Below are 16132 nucleotides of genomic sequence, written 5' to 3' on the forward strand. Positions count from 1 at the left end.
CGTGGATAACGCTCATCGTGGCTTCTTGGCGTCCATCAAAGGGGGACCGGTTCAGGGTTCCCTGCCTGCTCAAGGGCATTCAACCCAAGGCGACGCTGAACAAGTCTCCGTGATGCGGCGCACCCCGCATGGGGATGGGATGCAAGGCGCGAAGCGCAGCAATAGCCGAAGCTATTGCGAGCATTTGCAACGCCGCAGACCGCCGCAGGCAGGGATGCGCAGCGCGCGAGGGACTTGGTCAGCGTTGCCCTGAAGACCGCAAGCGGACGTGTCCCAGCGAGATGCCAGGGCGCACGCAGGTGCATCGGGTCTGCCGCGACGGCCAGCCGCAGAACTGAAATCGGCGGTGCCTGGTCAACTGCGGGCAATCCTGCGTGCCCCGAATCGGTTCAGTGGCATGTTGCCCGAAGTGATGGCGTTCGTTCCAGCTCTGGACGCCGCGAAGATCACCGTGGCCATGACCCGGCTCGACGCGATCCGGGATCAGCCGTTCCCGGCCGAGCAGACCCGTATCGCGGCGTTGCTGGTGGAAAAAGCCATCGTGTCGCCCAACGACATCAAGGTCCGCCTGCGCGCCAACGGCATCGAACGCCTGCCGCCGGAGCTGCGCCCCGAGCCAGTGCAGCAGGGAGCAGACGCACTGGCATGAGCGACATCCGCATCCGGAAGACCGGCGAGCCGGACATCCTGCAGACCAGTGATGGCAAGTTGACCCTGTCCGTGCCGATCCGGGTCAAGCGCCGCGGCGGCCGCAAGCTGGTCACCTTGCCGAACGGCGAAACCGTGCCGGTCAGACTGTGGGATGTGGCACCGACATCCATCCAACTGGCGCTGGCCAGGGGCCACCGCTGGCTGAACATACTGGAATCGGGGGAAGCGAAGTCCTTGAAGGAGATCGCCACGCGGGAGGCGATCGACAACAGCTACGTGAGCCGGATGGTCAACCTGACTACGCTGGCGCCCGATATCGTGGCCGCCATCCTGGACGACGCCTTGCCGAACCACATTACGCTGTTTGATTTGGCGGTGGACCCGCCTGCTCTATGGGATGAGCAGCGCGAGAGAGTCGGTCTCTGAGGCGAAGACGCCCCTTAGCTCAACATGCCCTTGAGATCCTTGAGCATCAGGAACAGATGGTACGGATCGGTCGGGCTGGGCTCGAATTCCCATGACTCGTACCACTGCCGCGCCGCCTCGTCCTTGGCATGGACCAGCAGGCAGCGAATGCCGGCGATGTCGGCGGCCTGCGCGGTGCGCAGCAGCGCGTCCTTGAGCAAGGCCTGCCCCAGTCCCTTGCGCTGATGCTCCTTGTCCACGGCCAGCCGGGCCAGGATCATGACCGGTACCGGGTGACGCGCCAGCCCCTTCATCACTCTTGACGGCGCGGCCTCCGGATCGACACTGCCGACGGCGAGGCTGTAGAAGCCGACCACCACGTCACTCTGGCAGCAGACGTAGGTCTGCGCGCTGTTGGCCTTCTGGTTGACGAGCGCGTAGCGCTGCAGGAACTGGTTCAGCGCGGCCTGGCCGCAGTCGAACGCATCGACCTGATCCGTTGCAGCGAGCTTGCGAACGGGTGAGTAGCCATTGCTCAACCCAGCACCCCAGGTTCACGCAGCAACTTCTTCAGGCGCGGCTTGCTCTGCACAGGCCGATCCAGCGCTTCCTGGAATGCCTGCCACTGCGTCTCGTCGAGTACGAACTGGCGACGATCTGCCAGCGTCTGCGCGGCCGCGGTCACGCCCGCGTCGAGCAGGAACTCGCTCACGTTCTTATGGCAGGCACGCGCGGCCCCCTGCAGCAGCTGCTTGACCGGTGTGCTTGCACGAACGTCAATGCGCTCGGTCTTGGAAAGATTCAGGGTGCTCATGGTGCCCCTCCGGACTGATCTTGAATGCCTTATTGTAGTTGTCCGGACGGTGTCCTGACAAGTAATCTCTGCCGTCAGCCATCCTGGCGCATTCTCTCGATGTTGCAATTTGCCGGTACATCTCGACAACTACCGACAAAACGCAACCGCCGCGTTTCCCTCGCCACCCAATGCCGCAATCCAACCGCTTGATTCGTCCGCGCGTAACCCGTTGATCTGCATGGGCCTGCGTTGCGGCCTTTGCGGACTTCGGGTCCGTTCCAGGGAGCGAGGTCGGAGCGAGGAATGGCCAGGAGAGAGTGGAATATGGCCCGGAACGGGCCGAGACGCCGACCGGCGTAGTCCGCAGGCTTCCGCAGGAACCCCCAAGAACACGCGGGAACTGGCGCGATAAGACAAGAAAAAGCCCCAACTGATAACAGTTGGGGCTTCAGTATTGGTGGGCTGGGGTCTATTGAATGATGGCCTGAAAGCCGCATGGATACTTGATTACCAAAAATCAGATGCCGATTCGTTCCCCGGTTTGTTCCCCGGTCATGACTTCGCTGGGTGCTTTTCGGGCAACGTCATGCGTCCCAGCCATCTGCCGATCGCGCGGGCTGGTGGCCACAGTGCAGCTGCACGATGCCGAGATCGAGCTGGCCAGAGATCGCGGTGGCGTCGCTGCACGATTGCCCGCAGGCCTCGCCCAGGACGCCGATCGGCGCCAGGATGGCAGCGCGCCGCTACGGCGGGCAGCCTCGCTGGGCCGCGCGGCCCGATCATGCGGGTCGGTGGCCATGATGAAGTCGCTGCCGATCGTCCAACCACCGTTGGTGATCGGGCCGCCTGGCGGCCATGGTGCCGCTGCGCGGTGGCCCGCAGGCCTCGCCCAGGACGTCGAGCGGCGCCAGGATGGCAGCGCGGTGCTACGGCCGGCCGCCTCGCCGGGCCATGCGGCGGTCGAGCGCCTGGTGGCCAGGTTGCTGATCTGGCGCCTGGTGGCCACGACGCAGCTGCACGATGCCGAGATCGAGCTGGCCAGAGATCGCGGTGGCGTCGCTGCACGGTGGCCTGCAGGCCTCGCCCAGGACGTCAAGCGGCCACTGAGCGTAGCCGCAAGCATCCGCTGGTAGGCCAGCTCAATCTCGCGCGCGTCGGCCAGGCCCGCGACGATGGGGGCGAGCATCGGAGGGACGCGGCAAACGGCTGCACGAACCTGATCGAACGCCTCGCACACTGCGCGTCGCGCTGTCCCCGCGTCGATAATCACGCCGAGCAGGTGAAACCGAGCGATTACAGGTAGCAAGCGGCGATCGGACGCGATCCGCTGAATGGCGAGAAGATGCGGATCTCCCAGGTGCGCAAGCGACGGTCCTCAAGCGACGTGGACTGGCGTAGGCTGCTGGCGATGATGGAGCAGTCCATCATCGCTTGGCGTGGGGTCGCATTGGACGTGATGTTGATGTAGCTGTTGCTGAGGATGTTGGGGTCAACCTCGCATTGGGTTGCCGCGCCGCCGCGCTTGAGCAGGGAGCACATGGCATCAGCGGCTTCGTAGACGGTGACGACCATCGGCGCTGATGGCGCTGGCCTTGATCTCGGCGCGGTGGCGCTTGGCTGGGCAGATGAAGGGCTCGACGGGGTGGGCTTGGGCGGCGCTGGTCGCGGGATTGGCGGCCGCACCACGTTGCCTTGCGCATCAACCTGGCTCGCGTCGGCCGGGCAGGCGTCGCGCGTCTGGAAAGTGATGGTTTTGCCGTTCGGCATCAGGCAGTCGATGGCAGCGCTGGCGGGCGCGGCCAGCAGCGCCGCGCCGATCATCACGACGATGTGCCCTGCGGCGGTGCGCCCGATCGTTGGAGTCATTGGCGGGCACAGTTGCGCATGGTTTCGATCTCGCGCCAGCGTGCGCGTCGTTCCTCGGCGCTCAACGTGCCACTGCTTGCGGACACTTCGGCGTTCCGGATCGTGAGCGAGCTTGGGCAGTCGCGCGCAACGGGCTGGCGCGCCATGCGGGGCTCCGGGTCACTGCGTTGGATCGAATCGACGACGTCGTTGATCGTGTAGACATACCAGGTCGCGTCCTGGCGGTAGTAGACAAGCTGGTCTTTTCGGGTGCCGCTGATGTTGCTGGCGTTGACGGTGCTGGGCGTGCCCATGGCCTGCTGCAGCTGCTTGGCATCCATGCCGATGCGCGGAATGCCCTTGCGGATCGCTTCAGCCATGGCGTTGCGGGCTTTCAGTTTGGCCAGCCGCGCCTGAGCGTCGTTGGCTGTGGATGGAGTTGACGCGCCGCTCGCCGGGCGTATGTCCAGCGTCTGACCGGCGCTGCCTGCGCACGGTGTTTGCTGGATCACGGTGCCGCCTTGAGTGTCCGGGCATTTGTAGATCTGCGCTGCTGCCGGACTCGCTGCGCACAGGGCCAAAGCCAAACAGGCCCCGCCTGCGATCGTGTGCATTCCATCTTCCCGATGCCGTCTTCAGATGTTGCGATGATGCATTTGTTTACAAGCAGCGGCAAGGCACTGCGTCACGTTCTCTCATCCAGGACTTCGTGGGGCGCCTCGCGCAGGAATCGCACGTCGGCGTCATTGCGACAGAGGTCGCGCGCCACCTCCAGCAGCGCATAGACCTTGTTCGTCATCGGCGCATACGGCATCAGGGCGGCGCGGATCTGCGATTTGAGCGTCTGGATCTGCGCTTCCTGCTCGGCGGCGTTTTGCAGGTGCTGCGGCGCGGGCTTGCGCGCGCTGACCTGCTCGCCCGCAGCGGCGCGGTCGATCAGTTCCTTGCGCTCGTGCTCCGGCATGGCCTTGAGCGCGTCCAGCTCGACGCCCTTGTCCAGGCTGGTGCCGACCACGCGGTTGATGTCGTCGCCGAGAGCGTCGGCGCGGGCGATGTGACGGTTGATGTCTTTCTTCGATTGGCCGGTGACGGCGGCGGTGTTGGCCGCGAAACCGCGTTCTTGCGACGGCGGCTTGCCGTAACCAATTTCAGGTGGGACAAGTTGTCCCACCTGAATTTCGCGCGGATGCAGCGTCTCCCAAATCTGCTTCCGCCGCTTGATCTTGCTGGCCCGCTGCGCCGCCGTCAGCTCCGAACGGCACAGGTTCTCGTCGATCTCGATCAGCTCGGCGCGGATGTATTCGATCCCCTCGTCGATCACGATGGCGTCGTGCGGCTCGAGCGCCTAGTGGCCATGCTGCCGATCGAGCGCCTGGCGGCATGCTACCGATCGAGCGCCTGGTGGCCATGGCGCCGCTGCACGATGGCCCGCAGGTGAAGCTCAGGACGTCGAGCGGCGGCAGGTCCAACCTCAAATTGAGGACGAACCCGCCCCCGCAGGCCTCGCCCAGGACGTCGAGCGGTGCCAGGATGGCAGCGCGGCGCTACGACCGGCCGCCTCGCCGGGCCATGCGGCGGTCGAGCGCCCGGTGGCCAGGTTGCTGATCTGGCGCCCGGTGGCCACGACGCAGCTGCACGATGCCGAGATCGAGCTGGCCCGCGATCGCGGTGGCGTCGCTGCACGATGGCCCGCAGGCCTCGCCCAGGACGTCGAGCGGTGCCAGGATGGCAGCATGGTGCTACGGCTGGCCGCCTCGCTGGGCCATGACCTGCAGGCGCCCGGAAATATCACTGAGCGTAGCCGCAAGCGTCCGCTGGTAGGCCAGCTCAATCTCGCGCGGGTCGGTCAGGCCCGCGACGATGGGGGCGAGCATCACGGGAACGCGGCAAACGGCCGCGCGAACCTGATCGAACGCTTCGCACACTGCGCGGCGCGCTGTCGTCGCGTCCATCAGCGATGCCCCCAAACGATGAAGCCGCAGCTGTGCCAAGTGCGCCTCGGCGGCCTCGCGCTGCGTTTTGGCCTTGTGGTAGTCGGTGACTGGTGCGGCGTGGCCGGCCTGGCTAGGTGGCGCCGCTTGCTCGTCGGTCGATTCGATCCCGATAGGCGCGCTCGGCATGCGCGGCCTCACGTTGGCACTGCGCCAGGCGGCCGCTTCCTCGACCGAGCAAACGGGCATGCCGCGTCGCTTCCATCGAACGATCATCGCCGGATGAACGCCCAACGCCTCTGCGATCCTAGATTGAGTCAGTTTCATAGCTGAAATCTATCACCATTGACCACCATCGTGGCTGGTTGACATACCAAAAACCCGAGGCACTAGCGCCAGATCGGGGGTCGAATTGCCCTCGCTGGGGGGGTGGCTGGAAGAACCTACTGGGGGGCGGTAGCGGTCCACCAGCCACGGCGCCGGCAGCGGCTCCCCTCCCGGCCGGCCACGCACACGCACGCACGGATGACGCCTGATAAACGTGATAAACGCGATAAACGAGGTGCTGGCCTGCAGATGGGTTTGTCACGTTTATCGCGTTTATCATGGGGTCCGGCTGCGTGCGTGCGTATGTATATAGAAAAAAAGAACTTCTCTCTATTCCTCTATTGGACAAACGAGACATCCGTGAGAAACAGGCGCGGATTCACCTGCCAGATGTCGGTCGCCCTGGCGCCCTTGTTCGCCCGCTTGGAGTGCCGCAGGCAGCCATTGGCCTGCAGACGCTGCAGCGCGGCGACCAGGCGCTCCTTGCGCGTGAACCGGCTGCGCATCGCGTGGTGCAGCTCATGCTGGGTGAACTCGCGCGGGTCGTCGCGCCCAAGCACCCACTGCAGCACGTGGTCGGCATCGTGGTCCACCTGGTCGGCAGCCAGCAGGCGGAAGGCGGCGCGGGCGTGCGGGATCAGCGCGTGGCACAGCTTCACCGCAGCGCGCATGCTGTCGGCCGGGATCACCTCGAGGCCCGGCCCACTGGTCACCAGCTCGAACAGCAGCGCCACGCGCGCGGCCTGGCCCGCCAGCTTGGCCGCCCAGTCGCCCACCGCTTCCAGGTCGCCGCCAGCGCCCAGGCGGTCCTCGACCTCTTGCGCAAAGTCCAGGAACACCTCGCGCGCCTCCTCGTTCAGCGGGATGTCGATCGGCGGCAGGTGCGGCCCCTCGGTCGGATCCGGCAGTAGCGCGTCGATCTCGCGCCCGTATTCCTCGCGCAGCGCCCGCGGCACCGGTGCGAACTGGCGCACGTCGCGCCCACCGACGAACGGCGCCGGCACGAAAAACAGGAAGCGCGCCATCAGCCCGGACGCCCGGAAGCGGTTGCTGCCGGCTGCTTCGGCCACCAGGCCGGGCTGCAGCATCAGGCCCAGCGTGATGGCCGCCCGGTCCACGTAAGCCGAGCGCGTGCTGCGCTCCACGCGCAGCGCGCCGCCCGAATAGCCCTGCAGCAGCACATCGAGCGCCGGCCCGGCGCCGCCGCCGTAGCTGCCCGAGATCGTGCTGAACAGACCGCCCTCGTCAGACAGGACGGCCGCGCGGCCTCCCTGCTCGGTCAGGACGCCCTGCAGGCGCTCCACCGTGGCATCGCCCAGGAACAGGCGCGGCGGGTAGAGCCGCTCCGGCTTGGCGGTTTCCTCCAGCTCGATCTGCTCGCGCAGCCGCTCGCGTTCGCCCGGGTCATCGGCCTTACCGGCCTGCGCCTGCAGGCTCTTGATGCGGCTGTCGGCGACGAGGATGCGCGACAACACGGCGTTGATCTCGCGCCGCATCCGGTCGCCTGCGTTCTTCTCCCAGCGCTGCAGCGGCCAGGTGAATGCGTCCACGATGGCCGACTTGCGCGAGCCCGATGCGGCGACGCCCTGCGTGAAGACCGAGGCCGACTCTCGATACTCGGAGTCCAGGCCATAGGGCGCCACGCGGTAACGACGCTGCACGGTGGTGGCCACGGTCGCCAGCGCCATACCGATGGCCAGCGCCGGCGGCGTTTGCGTCGATCGCGCCACGGCAGCGACGTAGCGACCCAGCCAGCCGGGCACCAGGTCGGCCGGCAGGTCCGGCGCGTTGCCGCCGTCCTGCAGCGGGATCGGCCAGCCGTCCAGATCCTGCGCCTGGCGCTCGGCAATGTCGTCATCAAGTGCAGCAGCGGCGCGCCGCTTCTGCACCTGGTTGAAAGGGACCACCGGCGCGCTCATGCGAACAGCTCCCGGATGCGACGGACACGGCCGGCCGCCGTCAGGACGCGCGCGCGGTCTTCGTCGTTGAGTGCCGCGCCACGACCGACGCGCGCGCCGGCCAGGGCGATCAGATCTGCCTCATCGGCCAGCAGGCCCAGCGCGTCACGCGCACTGATCGGCGTCGGGCGAATCGGCGCCGGCTTGCCGTCCTCGATCCAGGCGCCCAGCGCCTTGGCCGCCGTAGCGAAGTCGCGGCCAGCGCTGGCCATCTCATAGGCCAGGACGTCGCCGCCCCGGGCGCCGCAGCCGGCCATGCAAACCCATCCGCCCGTCTCCAGGTTGACGCGCATGCTGTCGCTACCGCCATGGAAGATGCAAGGCGCCGTGCGCCATTTGCCTCGTCCGGTCAGCTTCAGCCCGCTGCCCTCGAAGTAAGTGAGGGAGTCGGGCAATCGGGTGCGGTCAAACGACATGCGGCCGCACCACGTAGCGCCGCTCGCCCAGCGACGCGCCGGTGCGCGCGTCCTTTAGCAAAACCACCAGCGCGCCGGCCTCTGCCAACAAGGTGGCCTCGATCTTCGCGCCATCCGTGTGGGACCGGAAGCTCCACCGCTTGACCGGAACCCCGTGTGGGAACATCCGCCGCAGCGCATCATGCGCGGCCTCGGCTAGGCTTGAACTGGCGGTTTTTCGTGAAATAATAGTCATCGCAATATCCCCATGAAGCCGCCCGGTGCCAGCCGGTGCGGCGTTTTTTTTCGGGTCTCACTGAGCGCGCGACGCAGCGAGCGGCCCCTGGATATGCCGATCGAATCCGCGCCCAGCGTCGCATCGCCAGGTGGTCCTCGTCGGCAGGTGTTGACCCAGGCCCCCCGGCCGGTGCACCGGGGGGGTTTTGCGCCTGGGGCCGACCGCGTGCGTGAAAGGTTCCCACAGGCACCGCCGGCTGTCGGGGTTGTTGGTTTCGCGGCACTTGCCGACTAACCCGCGCCCGGCCTTCAGTCGCCGGGACGGAGCATCCAATCCTCAGCGCCGAAAGCGCGCAGCGGCTCCGCGTGCAGACTGCGCCGGGTCACGCTTTCGCCGGCCGAGGCCGCTGGCTGATCGTGGAAGCTCATGACAGCGCTGCCGATCATGCTTGCACCTCTGCGCTGGCGGTCGGCTCCTCGGAGGTCGTCGTGGCGTCGTCCCCCTCGCGAAAAATCCCGCGCGGCAGCACTGTCTGCGATCGCATGCGGCGCAGCGATTGGAGTGTGAAGCCAGAGATGCGCCCGAGGGCATCGGCGCGGCGCAACGGCGCGTGGGCTGGCGTATAGAACGCGATATGCAAGCCGTCCATGCCGCCCGGGTCCGATGCCCCGGCTTCGCACGCTGCGGCGTAGGCCAGCAGCGCCGCAAGGGCAGCGCGATCGAACTCGACGCGCGCGACGTCCGCAGCGGCGCCGCGCTCGGACTTGACTGCCTCCGGCAGTGCGCGGTCCGCGGCGGCCAGCTGCTCGCGACGCTCGTTCACGATCTCGGACAACGCCTGAAAGAGCTTGTCAGTCTCCCTGGTTGACACATGGGCAAGTTCGGCTTGCGCGAACTCCAGCATCGTTGCCCGCTTTGCCATCAGTTCGAAATCCGCCTGCGCCTTCGCAGTAGCCAGAGCCGCTTCGGCCTCGGCAACGCGTTGCCGGCGCGGCGCTGCGATGCGGTCAATCTCCGCCGCACGCTCGGCCAGCTTCGCCTCGGCCTCGGCCAGGGATTCGCGCGCCTGCGCCTCTGCGGTCTCTGCAGCCTGAACAGCACCTTTCGCAGCCTTCAGCGACTGGGCTGCCGCCTTCGCGCTGGCCGCGATGCGCGCCGGTGCGCCGCGCTCGCAATCGTCGATCAGCTCCAGCGCGCCATGCACTTCGCGCGCGGCAGCAAGCCGAACCTGGGCGGCCGCGCGGCGCCGCTCCAGCTCACGCAGGCCGGATGCCTGCGCGAGCGCCTCCACCTTGTCCAGATACTGCTGCTCCCGGATGTTTCTCGCCTGGTGGAGATCGACATCCGGCAGGGCGTTGTGCAGGGGATTGAGCAGCGGCTGCGCGATCACCTCCTTGTCGTGCTCGAACTTCGCGCGGCCTCGCTCGATCTCGCCATCGATGGCAGCCAGTTCGCGCTCGAACGCCTCGACCTGCCCAGCCGCGCCGGACAGCGTAGCCATGGCGCGCTGCACGCGCTCATACTCGGTTTCGGTTGCGGCGCCAGCGCCGCGCTTCAGAAAATCAAACATGACTTACCTTTCTGTCGTGTGAATCAGGCGGCCGCCGGCGCTTCATCGCGCGCCGGCGCCATCAGTGCCTCGCAAAAGGAATCGAGTTGCCGGCGCGAGCGCCAGGCGTTGAACAGGGCCACACGCACGCGCAACACGCGATCACGCAGTGGGTCGCCTGGGTTTGCGCGATCGCGCAGATGCACAAGCAGTGCATCGGCCTGTGGTGGCGTCAGCAGCGCCCGCACTCGCGCGCCGCTGGAGACCGTCGGGTCACGATGCAGCCGCACGGGCGCATGCCGCTGCAGCACCGGCAGGGCATCCAGCAACGCGGCAACCAGCGTCGTGCGCGGCAGCGCCAGCGCGCCGGCCAGAACGTCAACGGGCACGCCCAGCGGCGGGCGCGGCTGGCGCGTCACTGGGCAGCCCCCACGGTGCGCCCATGGGCCTGCCGTCGGGTCGGTGCGGCGTGCGCCTTGCTGCCGGCAATCGATGCGGCCGCGCGCGCGCGCATCCATGCCTGAATGGCGCCCTCCGACCAAACGGAGCGCCGCCCCGTGAGCTTGATCTGCGGCGGAAATTTACCGGCCCCAATCAGCTCATAGATCGTCGATGCCGACAGATTGGTCATCTCTCGCACGTCGGCAATCGATAAAAACCGATCCGGCACGCTGCCGGGATCAGGCGTTACAAAGGTGCTCATTGCGTTCTCCGGGTGGATTGCTGAAAGACCGCCGGCATGCACTGCGCACCGCTCGGCTAGGACCGGGTTTTGCCGCGTGCAACACTCCGGCGTCAAAGGTGCAAACAGGGCGCATCGCGCATGCGCGCGGTTTCACTCTCAGCGGATGCGGCGTGGGCGGATGCTTGCACCCATCCGGTGCGCTTGGTTACTTGGCCTGCGGGTGTCTGACGTCACGCCCGGCGTCCTGGAATCGATGCCAATCGAGCGCAGGAACGCTTGCCGACTGATCCCGATCTCATTGGCCAGATTGGTGGCCACCGCAGATTTGCGCCCTTGCTCGTAGCCGCCCAGCCGCTCGAATTCATGGCGCGCGGCCTCGACCTGCCGGTCGGTCCAACGCTCTCGCTTCCCGATCGCGGCGCGCCGCTCCTGCCGCGCCTCATCCCACGTCAGCGGCTGATCGTCGGCAACGACAGGGGGCCACGGAACGGCACACATCTCGAACCATGCCGCGATCAGCGGCGGGACGTCCGAACGATCCTGGTGAAGCAGCAGCGCGAAATTCTCGGCAGTGATTGCGGGCACACGGAGCATGCTCAATTCGCCATCCGGCGTCAGTGCACCGCTGAACTCGATTGCCTCTAATGCCGTTCCGTGGCGCTCGATCGCGTCACCAATCGACCACAGGTAATCACGCGCGCGAGCGCGGTGGATTTCCGACCCGGCGGGCTCGCCTTCCTGCCAGGTCGCCAGCATCGCCAGCGCGTGCGTGGATAGGCGATCGGGCACAGGACGTCCGATCGTATGCACGAGCGGAATGGAGTGCAGTAGGCAGACCCTGATTGCTCCTTCGTATCGGCTTGGCATATTCCATCCTCCTTAAAGCATCCCGCGCCCGGCCATGGACAGCGCCCTGCCGCCAGCGACGATCATGTGATCCAGGACGCGGACATCGATGGTGCGCAGCGCCGCCTTGAGCGACTGCGTAAGCGCCTCATCGGCCCGGCTTGGCGTGGTGTCGCCGCTCGGGTGGTTCTGTACCAGGACGACGGCCGCCGCGCCATGCCTGGGCGCGGCGCGGACGACCTGGCGCGGGTAGATGCTGGCCTGATTTATCGTCCCCGTGACCAGGCACTCGAATACGATGCAGCGGTGTTGTGAATCCAGCAGCAACATGCTGAAGTGCTCGACCGGCTCGCCACGGAGCTGGAGCGCTAGGTATTGCCGCACCACGCCCGGAGAATCGAGTGCAGAGCGCCCGTCAACCAGGACGCGCCCGACGATCCGCAGCGAGCGATCGAGCGTGGCACGCTCTGTTTTCGATAGTGAGTAGCGCAGGGAGCAGGCGCCATCGGCAACGCCGTAGGTGGACAGGACAGGCGGCCGGGTGTGCGGCTTCGTCATGACAACACCTCCCCGCCCTTGTCGCCGGCCGCGTCGACCACGGCCCGGAACTCACGCACCGCGTGGCCCGCCGTCACCGTGTCAGAGAATCGGCCGGTCGCGTCGTGGAATGCGTCCGGCGCGGTTGCGGCTGTCATCGTCGCCAGGGCTTCGGCCTGGCGCTGCTGGCAATGCCGCTCGATCGCGGCAGTGGAGAGCATCAAGGCTTGCGCGTCGTTCATGGCTGCACCCCCTCCCGATCCTTGACCATCACCAGCGCGAGCGCGCCCTGGCGCAACAGATGCGCGGCCAGGCGGTTGGCCTTCTGCCACGCCCGGTGCCCGTTCTGCGCACCGGCGATAACGTCGAGTCGGTCTGCCTCCCAGCGCAGCCGCTGCGCCTTGCGCGCGTCGGGATGGTCGCCCTGCACGATGGGCAGCGCGGCCCACCATGCGACGCAGGCGGCCAATGCCGTGGTGCGCCTGGCCACCCGTTCACGGTGCTGCATCACGCGTAGCCTCGAAGCTAGGGCCATAGAACCAGCATTCCGCGTCGCCGACCCTTTGCCCGCCCACCGCGCCGTCAGCCATTGCGCCGATGAGCGCGGCCAGACCTTCCGCAGCATCAACACATACCGACCGCTCCCAGTCGTCATCTTGAGTGGCTGCCAGCATAAGCAACTTGCGTAGTGATGCCGTACGTTCGGCAATTTCACCCAGCGCGATGCGGTATTGCTTCGGCGTCCAGGTATTCGCTTTGCTTCGCATGGTTCAAGCCCTCCTGGTGCGCACGTCCGAGGAGGTGGCTGCGCTCTTGTGACCGCTGCGCCAAGACAGTGGCGCAGGCCTGGCGCGCCGCTTGGGCGCGCCCGTGTTGGCAGGCGGTAGCAGTTCGGACACCGGGCGCTCATGCAGCCACGCCTCCAGCTCGGTGCGGATCCATGCCACACGCCGGCCCGAAAGCTGCCGCGGCCGCGGCGCGCGGCCCTCGCGCACCAGGCGTTCGAACGTGCTGACGCTCAACGCCAGGAACTCGGCTGCGCTGGCCTTGTCGAGTGCCGCCGACGCGAGATGCGAGGCGGTGCAGATGTTCAAGGTGACATCCATGTTCACTCTCCTTGACGCGCGTCCGCGATGGCCGCTCGGGCCTTCCAGTAGTCGCGATCGGGTGGAGATTTGTGGGCGCAGCCGACTCGCTCGGCCTGGTCTGCAATCAGATCGACCGTAGTTTCGGCCGTGCCCCATATGGCGCGCAGAGCAAAAAGGATGTTTTCGGTGTGCATGAGGCCCTCAGCGGTGCCCATGCTGGCGACCGCCAACTTCGCAATAGCGGCAATTTCCTGAAAGCCATCCTGCGAAAAGCAGTCTATGGCTTCCACTGCGTCGCGCAGTTCGCGGACGGTGGCAGATTTGTTGTCAGTCATGCCGCACCTCCTTCTACCGCTTGAACGATCGCACGCGCCAAATCCAGGGCCAGGGCATCCAGCCATGGCGACCCCCCTTTCGGGGTGACCCCTTCCATACACATCGCCCGCTCGGTGGCCGCGTCCGACGCTTCGGCAAGCAGTGCCGAGAGCACATTCATGGCATCGGCCCTGGGCACGCCAGCGTTGACGGTCAGCAGATCCACGCCGAAGACCTGAACGGGCACGGCGGTAGTAACGGGGCCGGTGTTGCCGCCGGGTGCTTGGGTGTTCGCCAGATCAGAGTGTTTCATTGCGCGACCTCCTTTTCGTCACGTGATTGGGCTGCGATGCGCAGCTCCTCGGCCAGTGCAAGCGCCTGCTGGCGCGTCAGGGACAGCTGCAGCGTGACGGCGCCGCTGTAAATCCCGATGGTGGCGAAGCGTTCGCCTTCGGTCAGCGCGCCCACCGTTACCGAGTCGCCAAATAGGCGCCCCGTTCGGTAGTGCGACCAATCCGAATTCGGCGCCAGGGCCGGCGCCTCGAAGATCGGAGCATCGGAAGTCATTGCACGCCCTCCTGGCTCAGCTGCTGCAGCAGCTGCAGGGCGCGCCGGCAGCGCGATAGCGCGGCCCAGCAGTCGGCACCGCCGGCGTGCGGGTTTTCAGTCAGGCGACGGGTGAAGGACAGCGCCAGGCCGAGGGCGGTTTCGGTGGCGATGATGCGCTGCTCGCGCGTCATGGTGCGCCCGGTGCGGACGCGGGGGGATGGCTGCAGTGCCATGGGTCGATCTCCTTACCGAGATTCAAAACCCATCCGCAACCGTTTTCACGCAGCAGCGGATGGACGGGATGTTGAAAACACGCAGTAAGACGTGCGGGCGGCCTTGCGGTTCGCCCCATCCCGTCCAAAGCGTTCGGCCTTGCAGCCAGTGTTCAGACGCGACGAAAGCCCGCTGTCGGGGGGCTTCAACCGCTTACTGTGAGGTGTTTTCAAGCACCGGCGCCAATCAGGCGCTGGCGGCAGTGTAGCGTGGCTGGGCCCGGATGGGAAGGGGTACCGCCGGTGGAGGTGAAAAAAGCCCGCTCGGGGCGGGCCTTCTCATGCCCAGCGCTCACCTCTCGGTGTGGCGCTGCTTCCAAGTGAGCACTACTCCACACCGCACACAGGCGTAACCGTCTGGAACCAGCCGAAACCTGACTGGTCAGGAACGAATCGGCCGTGATACAGTCGTAAACCACACCCAACACAGCGGCGAACCATGGCGGCACGGCTTCGAATGCGGACGCGGTTGCCGAACAATTTCTTGGGTTCCTTGGGTGGATGGGCTGGCGGCGCACGCAGCGCCAGCAAGCGAGGCAACCCGGCAGCAACGGTGCTACCGGCTTCAATGCACAAGGAGTCCTGCGCGCGGTGGGGGAACCATGGTGACAACCAAGTCAAAACCTAGCGGCGTCGCGCCGAGGTCGGCCACCAAGAAGGTCGGCACGAAACAGCCGGCTGGGCGTTTCGTGCTATCGCGACAGGAGCAGACCAAGCTGATGGTCAGGCATTTGAAGAGCCTGGAATCAAGCGACAAGAAGGCCGCCACAAAGATCCTGCAGCGCGCCGGCATTCTTGACGCGGAGGGACAGCTTGCTGAGCCCTATTGCAGCGCAGCGTGAGCGACGCAGCACGCACCTACGAGTTTCAGCCTAGCTTCATCCTCGGCTTTCACGGCTGTGAAAAATTGGTGGCCGAGGATATTTTGAGTGGCGCCGAGCCGCACCTGCTCCCGTCCGAGAAGAAATACGACTGGCTCGGGAAAGGCATCTACTTCTGGGAAGGCAGTTATGCCCGCGCCATGGAATGGGCGCGTGCCAAGCACCGCGATGGGGTGATTGCCACGCCGGCCGTCATCGGCGCCGTGATCGACTTGCGCCACTGCCTGGATCTATTCGACTCCGGCTCAATGGCCGAGGTCAAGCGCGCCCATGCGCTGCTCAGCAAAATACTGGACTCTGCCGACCTCAAGATGCCACGCAACGTGGGCAAGACGCCGGACAAAGCGGGCCGCGAGCTGGATTGCGCGGTCATGAACCTCCTGCTGTCGCTGCGCGACGCGCAAGCCAAGCAGGTCAAGGGCCTTGAAACGTTCGACTCGGTGCGCGGCCCGTTCCTGGAAGGCGATCCGATCTACCCCGATGCCGGATTTCGCCAGCAGACGCACATTCAGATCAGTGTGCGCAACACCGCCTGCATCAAGGGCTATTTCCGCCCCTTGGTCTAGGCAGCCTGGTGCCGGGATGCGGACGGCATGACGCTTCGGCCAGGCAGGCACTACTCCGCACAGCCCCAAGGCGGTAGTCCATACCCGGCGATCGATCAAGGCGGCCGGCGACGTTGGCATTGGAGCGCTGCCGCACTTCGTCCAAAGCCTGGACGGAATCCGACTTCGGATGCAGCGTCTCCCAAATCTACTTCCGCCGCTTGATCTTGCTGGCTCGCTGCGCCGCCGTCAGCTCCGACCGGCGCAGAGACCTCTGCCACCACCGCCAGCGGCAGCGGCGCGCGGTGGAGATCGCCAC

27 protein-coding genes are annotated in these 16132 nt (G+C 66.4%); 5 read left to right on the forward strand and 22 right to left on the reverse strand.

Translation table 11 applies throughout. The features are described 5' to 3' along the window. Window positions 1–397 precede the first annotated feature (397 nt). Both PKA16_RS04155 and PKA16_RS04160 read left to right on the forward strand, forming a co-directional pair. On the forward strand, window positions 398–649 hold the full coding sequence (locus tag PKA16_RS04155; RefSeq protein ID WP_324400699.1) for a hypothetical protein: 252 nt from the start codon (window positions 398–400) through the stop codon (window positions 647–649). Then, entirely contained in the window at window positions 646–1077 is a 432-nt protein-coding gene (locus PKA16_RS04160; RefSeq protein WP_324400701.1) for a LacI family transcriptional regulator, read from the forward strand. The genes PKA16_RS04155 and PKA16_RS04160 overlap by 4 nt, the downstream gene beginning before the upstream one ends. A gap of 14 nt (window positions 1078–1091) precedes the next feature. Here the strand turns inward: PKA16_RS04160 and PKA16_RS04165 are convergent, their stop codons facing one another. Together PKA16_RS04165 and PKA16_RS04170 are read right to left on the reverse strand one after the other, a co-directional pair. Next, window positions 1092–1595, reverse strand: coding sequence for a GNAT family N-acetyltransferase (locus PKA16_RS04165; protein ID WP_324400703.1), 504 nt, complete (start codon window positions 1593–1595; stop codon window positions 1092–1094). After that, window positions 1592–1870 carry a DUF1778 domain-containing protein gene (locus PKA16_RS04170; protein ID WP_324400705.1) on the reverse strand — a complete coding sequence of 93 codons (279 nt, stop codon included), beginning with the start codon at window positions 1868–1870 and terminating at the stop codon, window positions 1592–1594. The genes PKA16_RS04165 and PKA16_RS04170 overlap by 4 nt, the downstream gene beginning before the upstream one ends. A gap of 611 nt (window positions 1871–2481) precedes the next feature. Between PKA16_RS04170 and PKA16_RS04175 the strand changes: the two genes are divergently transcribed. Then, on the forward strand, window positions 2482–2985 hold the full coding sequence (locus tag PKA16_RS04175; protein WP_324400707.1) for a hypothetical protein: 504 nt from the start codon (window positions 2482–2484) through the stop codon (window positions 2983–2985). Window positions 2986–3145: 160 nt separating this feature from the next. Here PKA16_RS04175 and PKA16_RS04180 read toward each other — a convergent pair whose 3' ends face one another. From PKA16_RS04180 to PKA16_RS04275, 20 genes are all read right to left on the reverse strand, one after another. Then, window positions 3146–3718: a hypothetical protein gene (locus PKA16_RS04180; protein WP_324400709.1), complete on the reverse strand. Its 573-nt coding sequence runs from the start codon at window positions 3716–3718 to the stop codon at window positions 3146–3148. Next, a complete protein-coding gene (locus tag PKA16_RS04185; protein ID WP_324400711.1) occupies window positions 3715–4311 on the reverse strand; it encodes a DUF4124 domain-containing protein in 597 nt (198 codons plus the stop codon). The genes PKA16_RS04180 and PKA16_RS04185 overlap by 4 nt, the downstream gene beginning before the upstream one ends. 71 nt (window positions 4312–4382) lie before the next feature. After that, window positions 4383–5018, reverse strand: coding sequence for a hypothetical protein (locus PKA16_RS04190; RefSeq protein WP_324400713.1), 636 nt, complete (start codon window positions 5016–5018; stop codon window positions 4383–4385). Window positions 5019–5436: 418 nt separating this feature from the next. Beyond that, on the reverse strand, window positions 5437–5955 hold the full coding sequence (locus PKA16_RS04195; protein ID WP_324400715.1) for a hypothetical protein: 519 nt from the start codon (window positions 5953–5955) through the stop codon (window positions 5437–5439). Between the two features lie 338 nt (window positions 5956–6293). Then, the gene (locus PKA16_RS04200; protein WP_324400717.1) at window positions 6294–7874 is read right to left on the reverse strand and encodes a YfjI family protein; all 1581 of its coding nucleotides are present in this window, start codon (window positions 7872–7874) and stop codon (window positions 6294–6296) included. Next, window positions 7871–8329, reverse strand: coding sequence for a hypothetical protein (locus tag PKA16_RS04205; protein ID WP_324400719.1), 459 nt, complete (start codon window positions 8327–8329; stop codon window positions 7871–7873). Before PKA16_RS04205 ends, PKA16_RS04200 begins: the two co-directional genes overlap by 4 nt. Beyond that, on the reverse strand, window positions 8319–8564 hold the full coding sequence (locus tag PKA16_RS04210; protein ID WP_324400721.1) for a hypothetical protein: 246 nt from the start codon (window positions 8562–8564) through the stop codon (window positions 8319–8321). Before PKA16_RS04210 ends, PKA16_RS04205 begins: the two co-directional genes overlap by 11 nt. Before the next feature lie 424 nt (window positions 8565–8988). Beyond that, on the reverse strand, window positions 8989–10116 hold the full coding sequence (locus tag PKA16_RS04215) for a hypothetical protein (protein WP_324400723.1): 1128 nt from the start codon (window positions 10114–10116) through the stop codon (window positions 8989–8991). A 23-nt stretch (window positions 10117–10139) separates the two neighbouring features. Beyond that, on the reverse strand, window positions 10140–10484 hold the full coding sequence (locus PKA16_RS04220) for a hypothetical protein (RefSeq protein WP_324400725.1): 345 nt from the start codon (window positions 10482–10484) through the stop codon (window positions 10140–10142). Between the two features lie 26 nt (window positions 10485–10510). Further along, window positions 10511–10798 carry an AlpA family phage regulatory protein gene (locus PKA16_RS04225; protein WP_324400727.1) on the reverse strand — a complete coding sequence of 96 codons (288 nt, stop codon included), beginning with the start codon at window positions 10796–10798 and terminating at the stop codon, window positions 10511–10513. A 138-nt stretch (window positions 10799–10936) separates the two neighbouring features. Beyond that, a complete protein-coding gene (locus tag PKA16_RS04230; protein WP_324400729.1) occupies window positions 10937–11647 on the reverse strand; it encodes a hypothetical protein in 711 nt (236 codons plus the stop codon). 12 nt (window positions 11648–11659) lie between these two features. Then, window positions 11660–12184 carry a JAB domain-containing protein gene (locus tag PKA16_RS04235; RefSeq protein WP_324400731.1) on the reverse strand — a complete coding sequence of 175 codons (525 nt, stop codon included), beginning with the start codon at window positions 12182–12184 and terminating at the stop codon, window positions 11660–11662. Beyond that, complete coding sequence (locus PKA16_RS04240) at window positions 12181–12405, reverse strand: hypothetical protein (RefSeq protein WP_324400732.1); 225 nt, start codon at window positions 12403–12405, stop codon at window positions 12181–12183. The genes PKA16_RS04235 and PKA16_RS04240 overlap by 4 nt, the downstream gene beginning before the upstream one ends. Next, window positions 12402–12671, reverse strand: a complete 270-nt coding sequence (locus tag PKA16_RS04245) for a hypothetical protein (RefSeq protein ID WP_324400734.1) — start codon at window positions 12669–12671, stop codon at window positions 12402–12404. Before PKA16_RS04245 ends, PKA16_RS04240 begins: the two co-directional genes overlap by 4 nt. Beyond that, complete coding sequence (locus PKA16_RS04250; protein WP_324400737.1) at window positions 12658–12930, reverse strand: hypothetical protein; 273 nt, start codon at window positions 12928–12930, stop codon at window positions 12658–12660. The genes PKA16_RS04245 and PKA16_RS04250 overlap by 14 nt, the downstream gene beginning before the upstream one ends. Window positions 12931–12933: 3 nt before the next feature. After that, window positions 12934–13257: an AlpA family phage regulatory protein gene (locus PKA16_RS04255; RefSeq protein WP_324400738.1), complete on the reverse strand. Its 324-nt coding sequence runs from the start codon at window positions 13255–13257 to the stop codon at window positions 12934–12936. 14 nt (window positions 13258–13271) lie between these two features. Next, entirely contained in the window at window positions 13272–13586 is a 315-nt protein-coding gene (locus PKA16_RS04260; RefSeq protein ID WP_324400740.1) for a hypothetical protein, read from the reverse strand. Further along, entirely contained in the window at window positions 13583–13879 is a 297-nt protein-coding gene (locus PKA16_RS04265) for a hypothetical protein (RefSeq protein WP_324400742.1), read from the reverse strand. Before PKA16_RS04265 ends, PKA16_RS04260 begins: the two co-directional genes overlap by 4 nt. Beyond that, window positions 13876–14133, reverse strand: coding sequence for a hypothetical protein (locus PKA16_RS04270; RefSeq protein ID WP_324400743.1), 258 nt, complete (start codon window positions 14131–14133; stop codon window positions 13876–13878). Before PKA16_RS04270 ends, PKA16_RS04265 begins: the two co-directional genes overlap by 4 nt. Beyond that, the gene (locus PKA16_RS04275; protein WP_324400745.1) at window positions 14130–14348 is read right to left on the reverse strand and encodes a hypothetical protein; all 219 of its coding nucleotides are present in this window, start codon (window positions 14346–14348) and stop codon (window positions 14130–14132) included. Before PKA16_RS04275 ends, PKA16_RS04270 begins: the two co-directional genes overlap by 4 nt. A 641-nt stretch (window positions 14349–14989) precedes the next feature. Between PKA16_RS04275 and PKA16_RS04280 the strand changes: the two genes are divergently transcribed. Both PKA16_RS04280 and PKA16_RS04285 read left to right on the forward strand, forming a co-directional pair. Beyond that, a complete protein-coding gene (locus PKA16_RS04280; protein WP_324400747.1) occupies window positions 14990–15229 on the forward strand; it encodes a hypothetical protein in 240 nt (79 codons plus the stop codon). Beyond that, the gene (locus tag PKA16_RS04285; protein WP_324400749.1) at window positions 15226–15834 is read left to right on the forward strand and encodes a hypothetical protein; all 609 of its coding nucleotides are present in this window, start codon (window positions 15226–15228) and stop codon (window positions 15832–15834) included. The genes PKA16_RS04280 and PKA16_RS04285 overlap by 4 nt, the downstream gene beginning before the upstream one ends. Window positions 15835–16132: the final 298 nt, after the last annotated feature.

Source organism: Ottowia sp. (genome assembly GCF_035325765.1).
Lineage (GTDB): Bacteria > Pseudomonadota > Gammaproteobacteria > Burkholderiales > Burkholderiaceae_C > Ottowia.

Coding starts and splice junctions, on each gene's coding strand:
- PKA16_RS04155 (WP_324400699.1), top strand. CDS start 398: ATGTTGCCCGAAGTGATGGCGTTCGTTCCAGCTCTGGACGCCGCGAAG.
- PKA16_RS04160 (WP_324400701.1), top strand. CDS start 646: ATGAGCGACATCCGCATCCGGAAGACCGGCGAGCCGGACATCCTGCAG.
- PKA16_RS04170 (WP_324400705.1), bottom strand. CDS start 1,870: ATGAGCACCCTGAATCTTTCCAAGACCGAGCGCATTGACGTTCGTGCA.
- PKA16_RS04180 (WP_324400709.1), bottom strand. CDS start 3,718: ATGACTCCAACGATCGGGCGCACCGCCGCAGGGCACATCGTCGTGATG.
- PKA16_RS04185 (WP_324400711.1), bottom strand. CDS start 4,311: ATGCACACGATCGCAGGCGGGGCCTGTTTGGCTTTGGCCCTGTGCGCA.
- PKA16_RS04195 (WP_324400715.1), bottom strand. CDS start 5,955: ATGAAACTGACTCAATCTAGGATCGCAGAGGCGTTGGGCGTTCATCCG.
- PKA16_RS04200 (WP_324400717.1), bottom strand. CDS start 7,874: ATGAGCGCGCCGGTGGTCCCTTTCAACCAGGTGCAGAAGCGGCGCGCC.
- PKA16_RS04205 (WP_324400719.1), bottom strand. CDS start 8,329: ATGTCGTTTGACCGCACCCGATTGCCCGACTCCCTCACTTACTTCGAG.
- PKA16_RS04210 (WP_324400721.1), bottom strand. CDS start 8,564: ATGACTATTATTTCACGAAAAACCGCCAGTTCAAGCCTAGCCGAGGCC.
- PKA16_RS04215 (WP_324400723.1), bottom strand. CDS start 10,116: ATGTTTGATTTTCTGAAGCGCGGCGCTGGCGCCGCAACCGAAACCGAG.
- PKA16_RS04225 (WP_324400727.1), bottom strand. CDS start 10,798: ATGAGCACCTTTGTAACGCCTGATCCCGGCAGCGTGCCGGATCGGTTT.
- PKA16_RS04230 (WP_324400729.1), bottom strand. CDS start 11,647: ATGCCAAGCCGATACGAAGGAGCAATCAGGGTCTGCCTACTGCACTCC.
- PKA16_RS04235 (WP_324400731.1), bottom strand. CDS start 12,184: ATGACGAAGCCGCACACCCGGCCGCCTGTCCTGTCCACCTACGGCGTT.
- PKA16_RS04240 (WP_324400732.1), bottom strand. CDS start 12,405: ATGAACGACGCGCAAGCCTTGATGCTCTCCACTGCCGCGATCGAGCGG.
- PKA16_RS04245 (WP_324400734.1), bottom strand. CDS start 12,671: ATGCAGCACCGTGAACGGGTGGCCAGGCGCACCACGGCATTGGCCGCC.
- PKA16_RS04250 (WP_324400737.1), bottom strand. CDS start 12,930: ATGCGAAGCAAAGCGAATACCTGGACGCCGAAGCAATACCGCATCGCG.
- PKA16_RS04260 (WP_324400740.1), bottom strand. CDS start 13,586: ATGACTGACAACAAATCTGCCACCGTCCGCGAACTGCGCGACGCAGTG.
- PKA16_RS04265 (WP_324400742.1), bottom strand. CDS start 13,879: ATGAAACACTCTGATCTGGCGAACACCCAAGCACCCGGCGGCAACACC.
- PKA16_RS04270 (WP_324400743.1), bottom strand. CDS start 14,133: ATGACTTCCGATGCTCCGATCTTCGAGGCGCCGGCCCTGGCGCCGAAT.
- PKA16_RS04275 (WP_324400745.1), bottom strand. CDS start 14,348: ATGGCACTGCAGCCATCCCCCCGCGTCCGCACCGGGCGCACCATGACG.
- PKA16_RS04280 (WP_324400747.1), top strand. CDS start 14,990: ATGGTGACAACCAAGTCAAAACCTAGCGGCGTCGCGCCGAGGTCGGCC.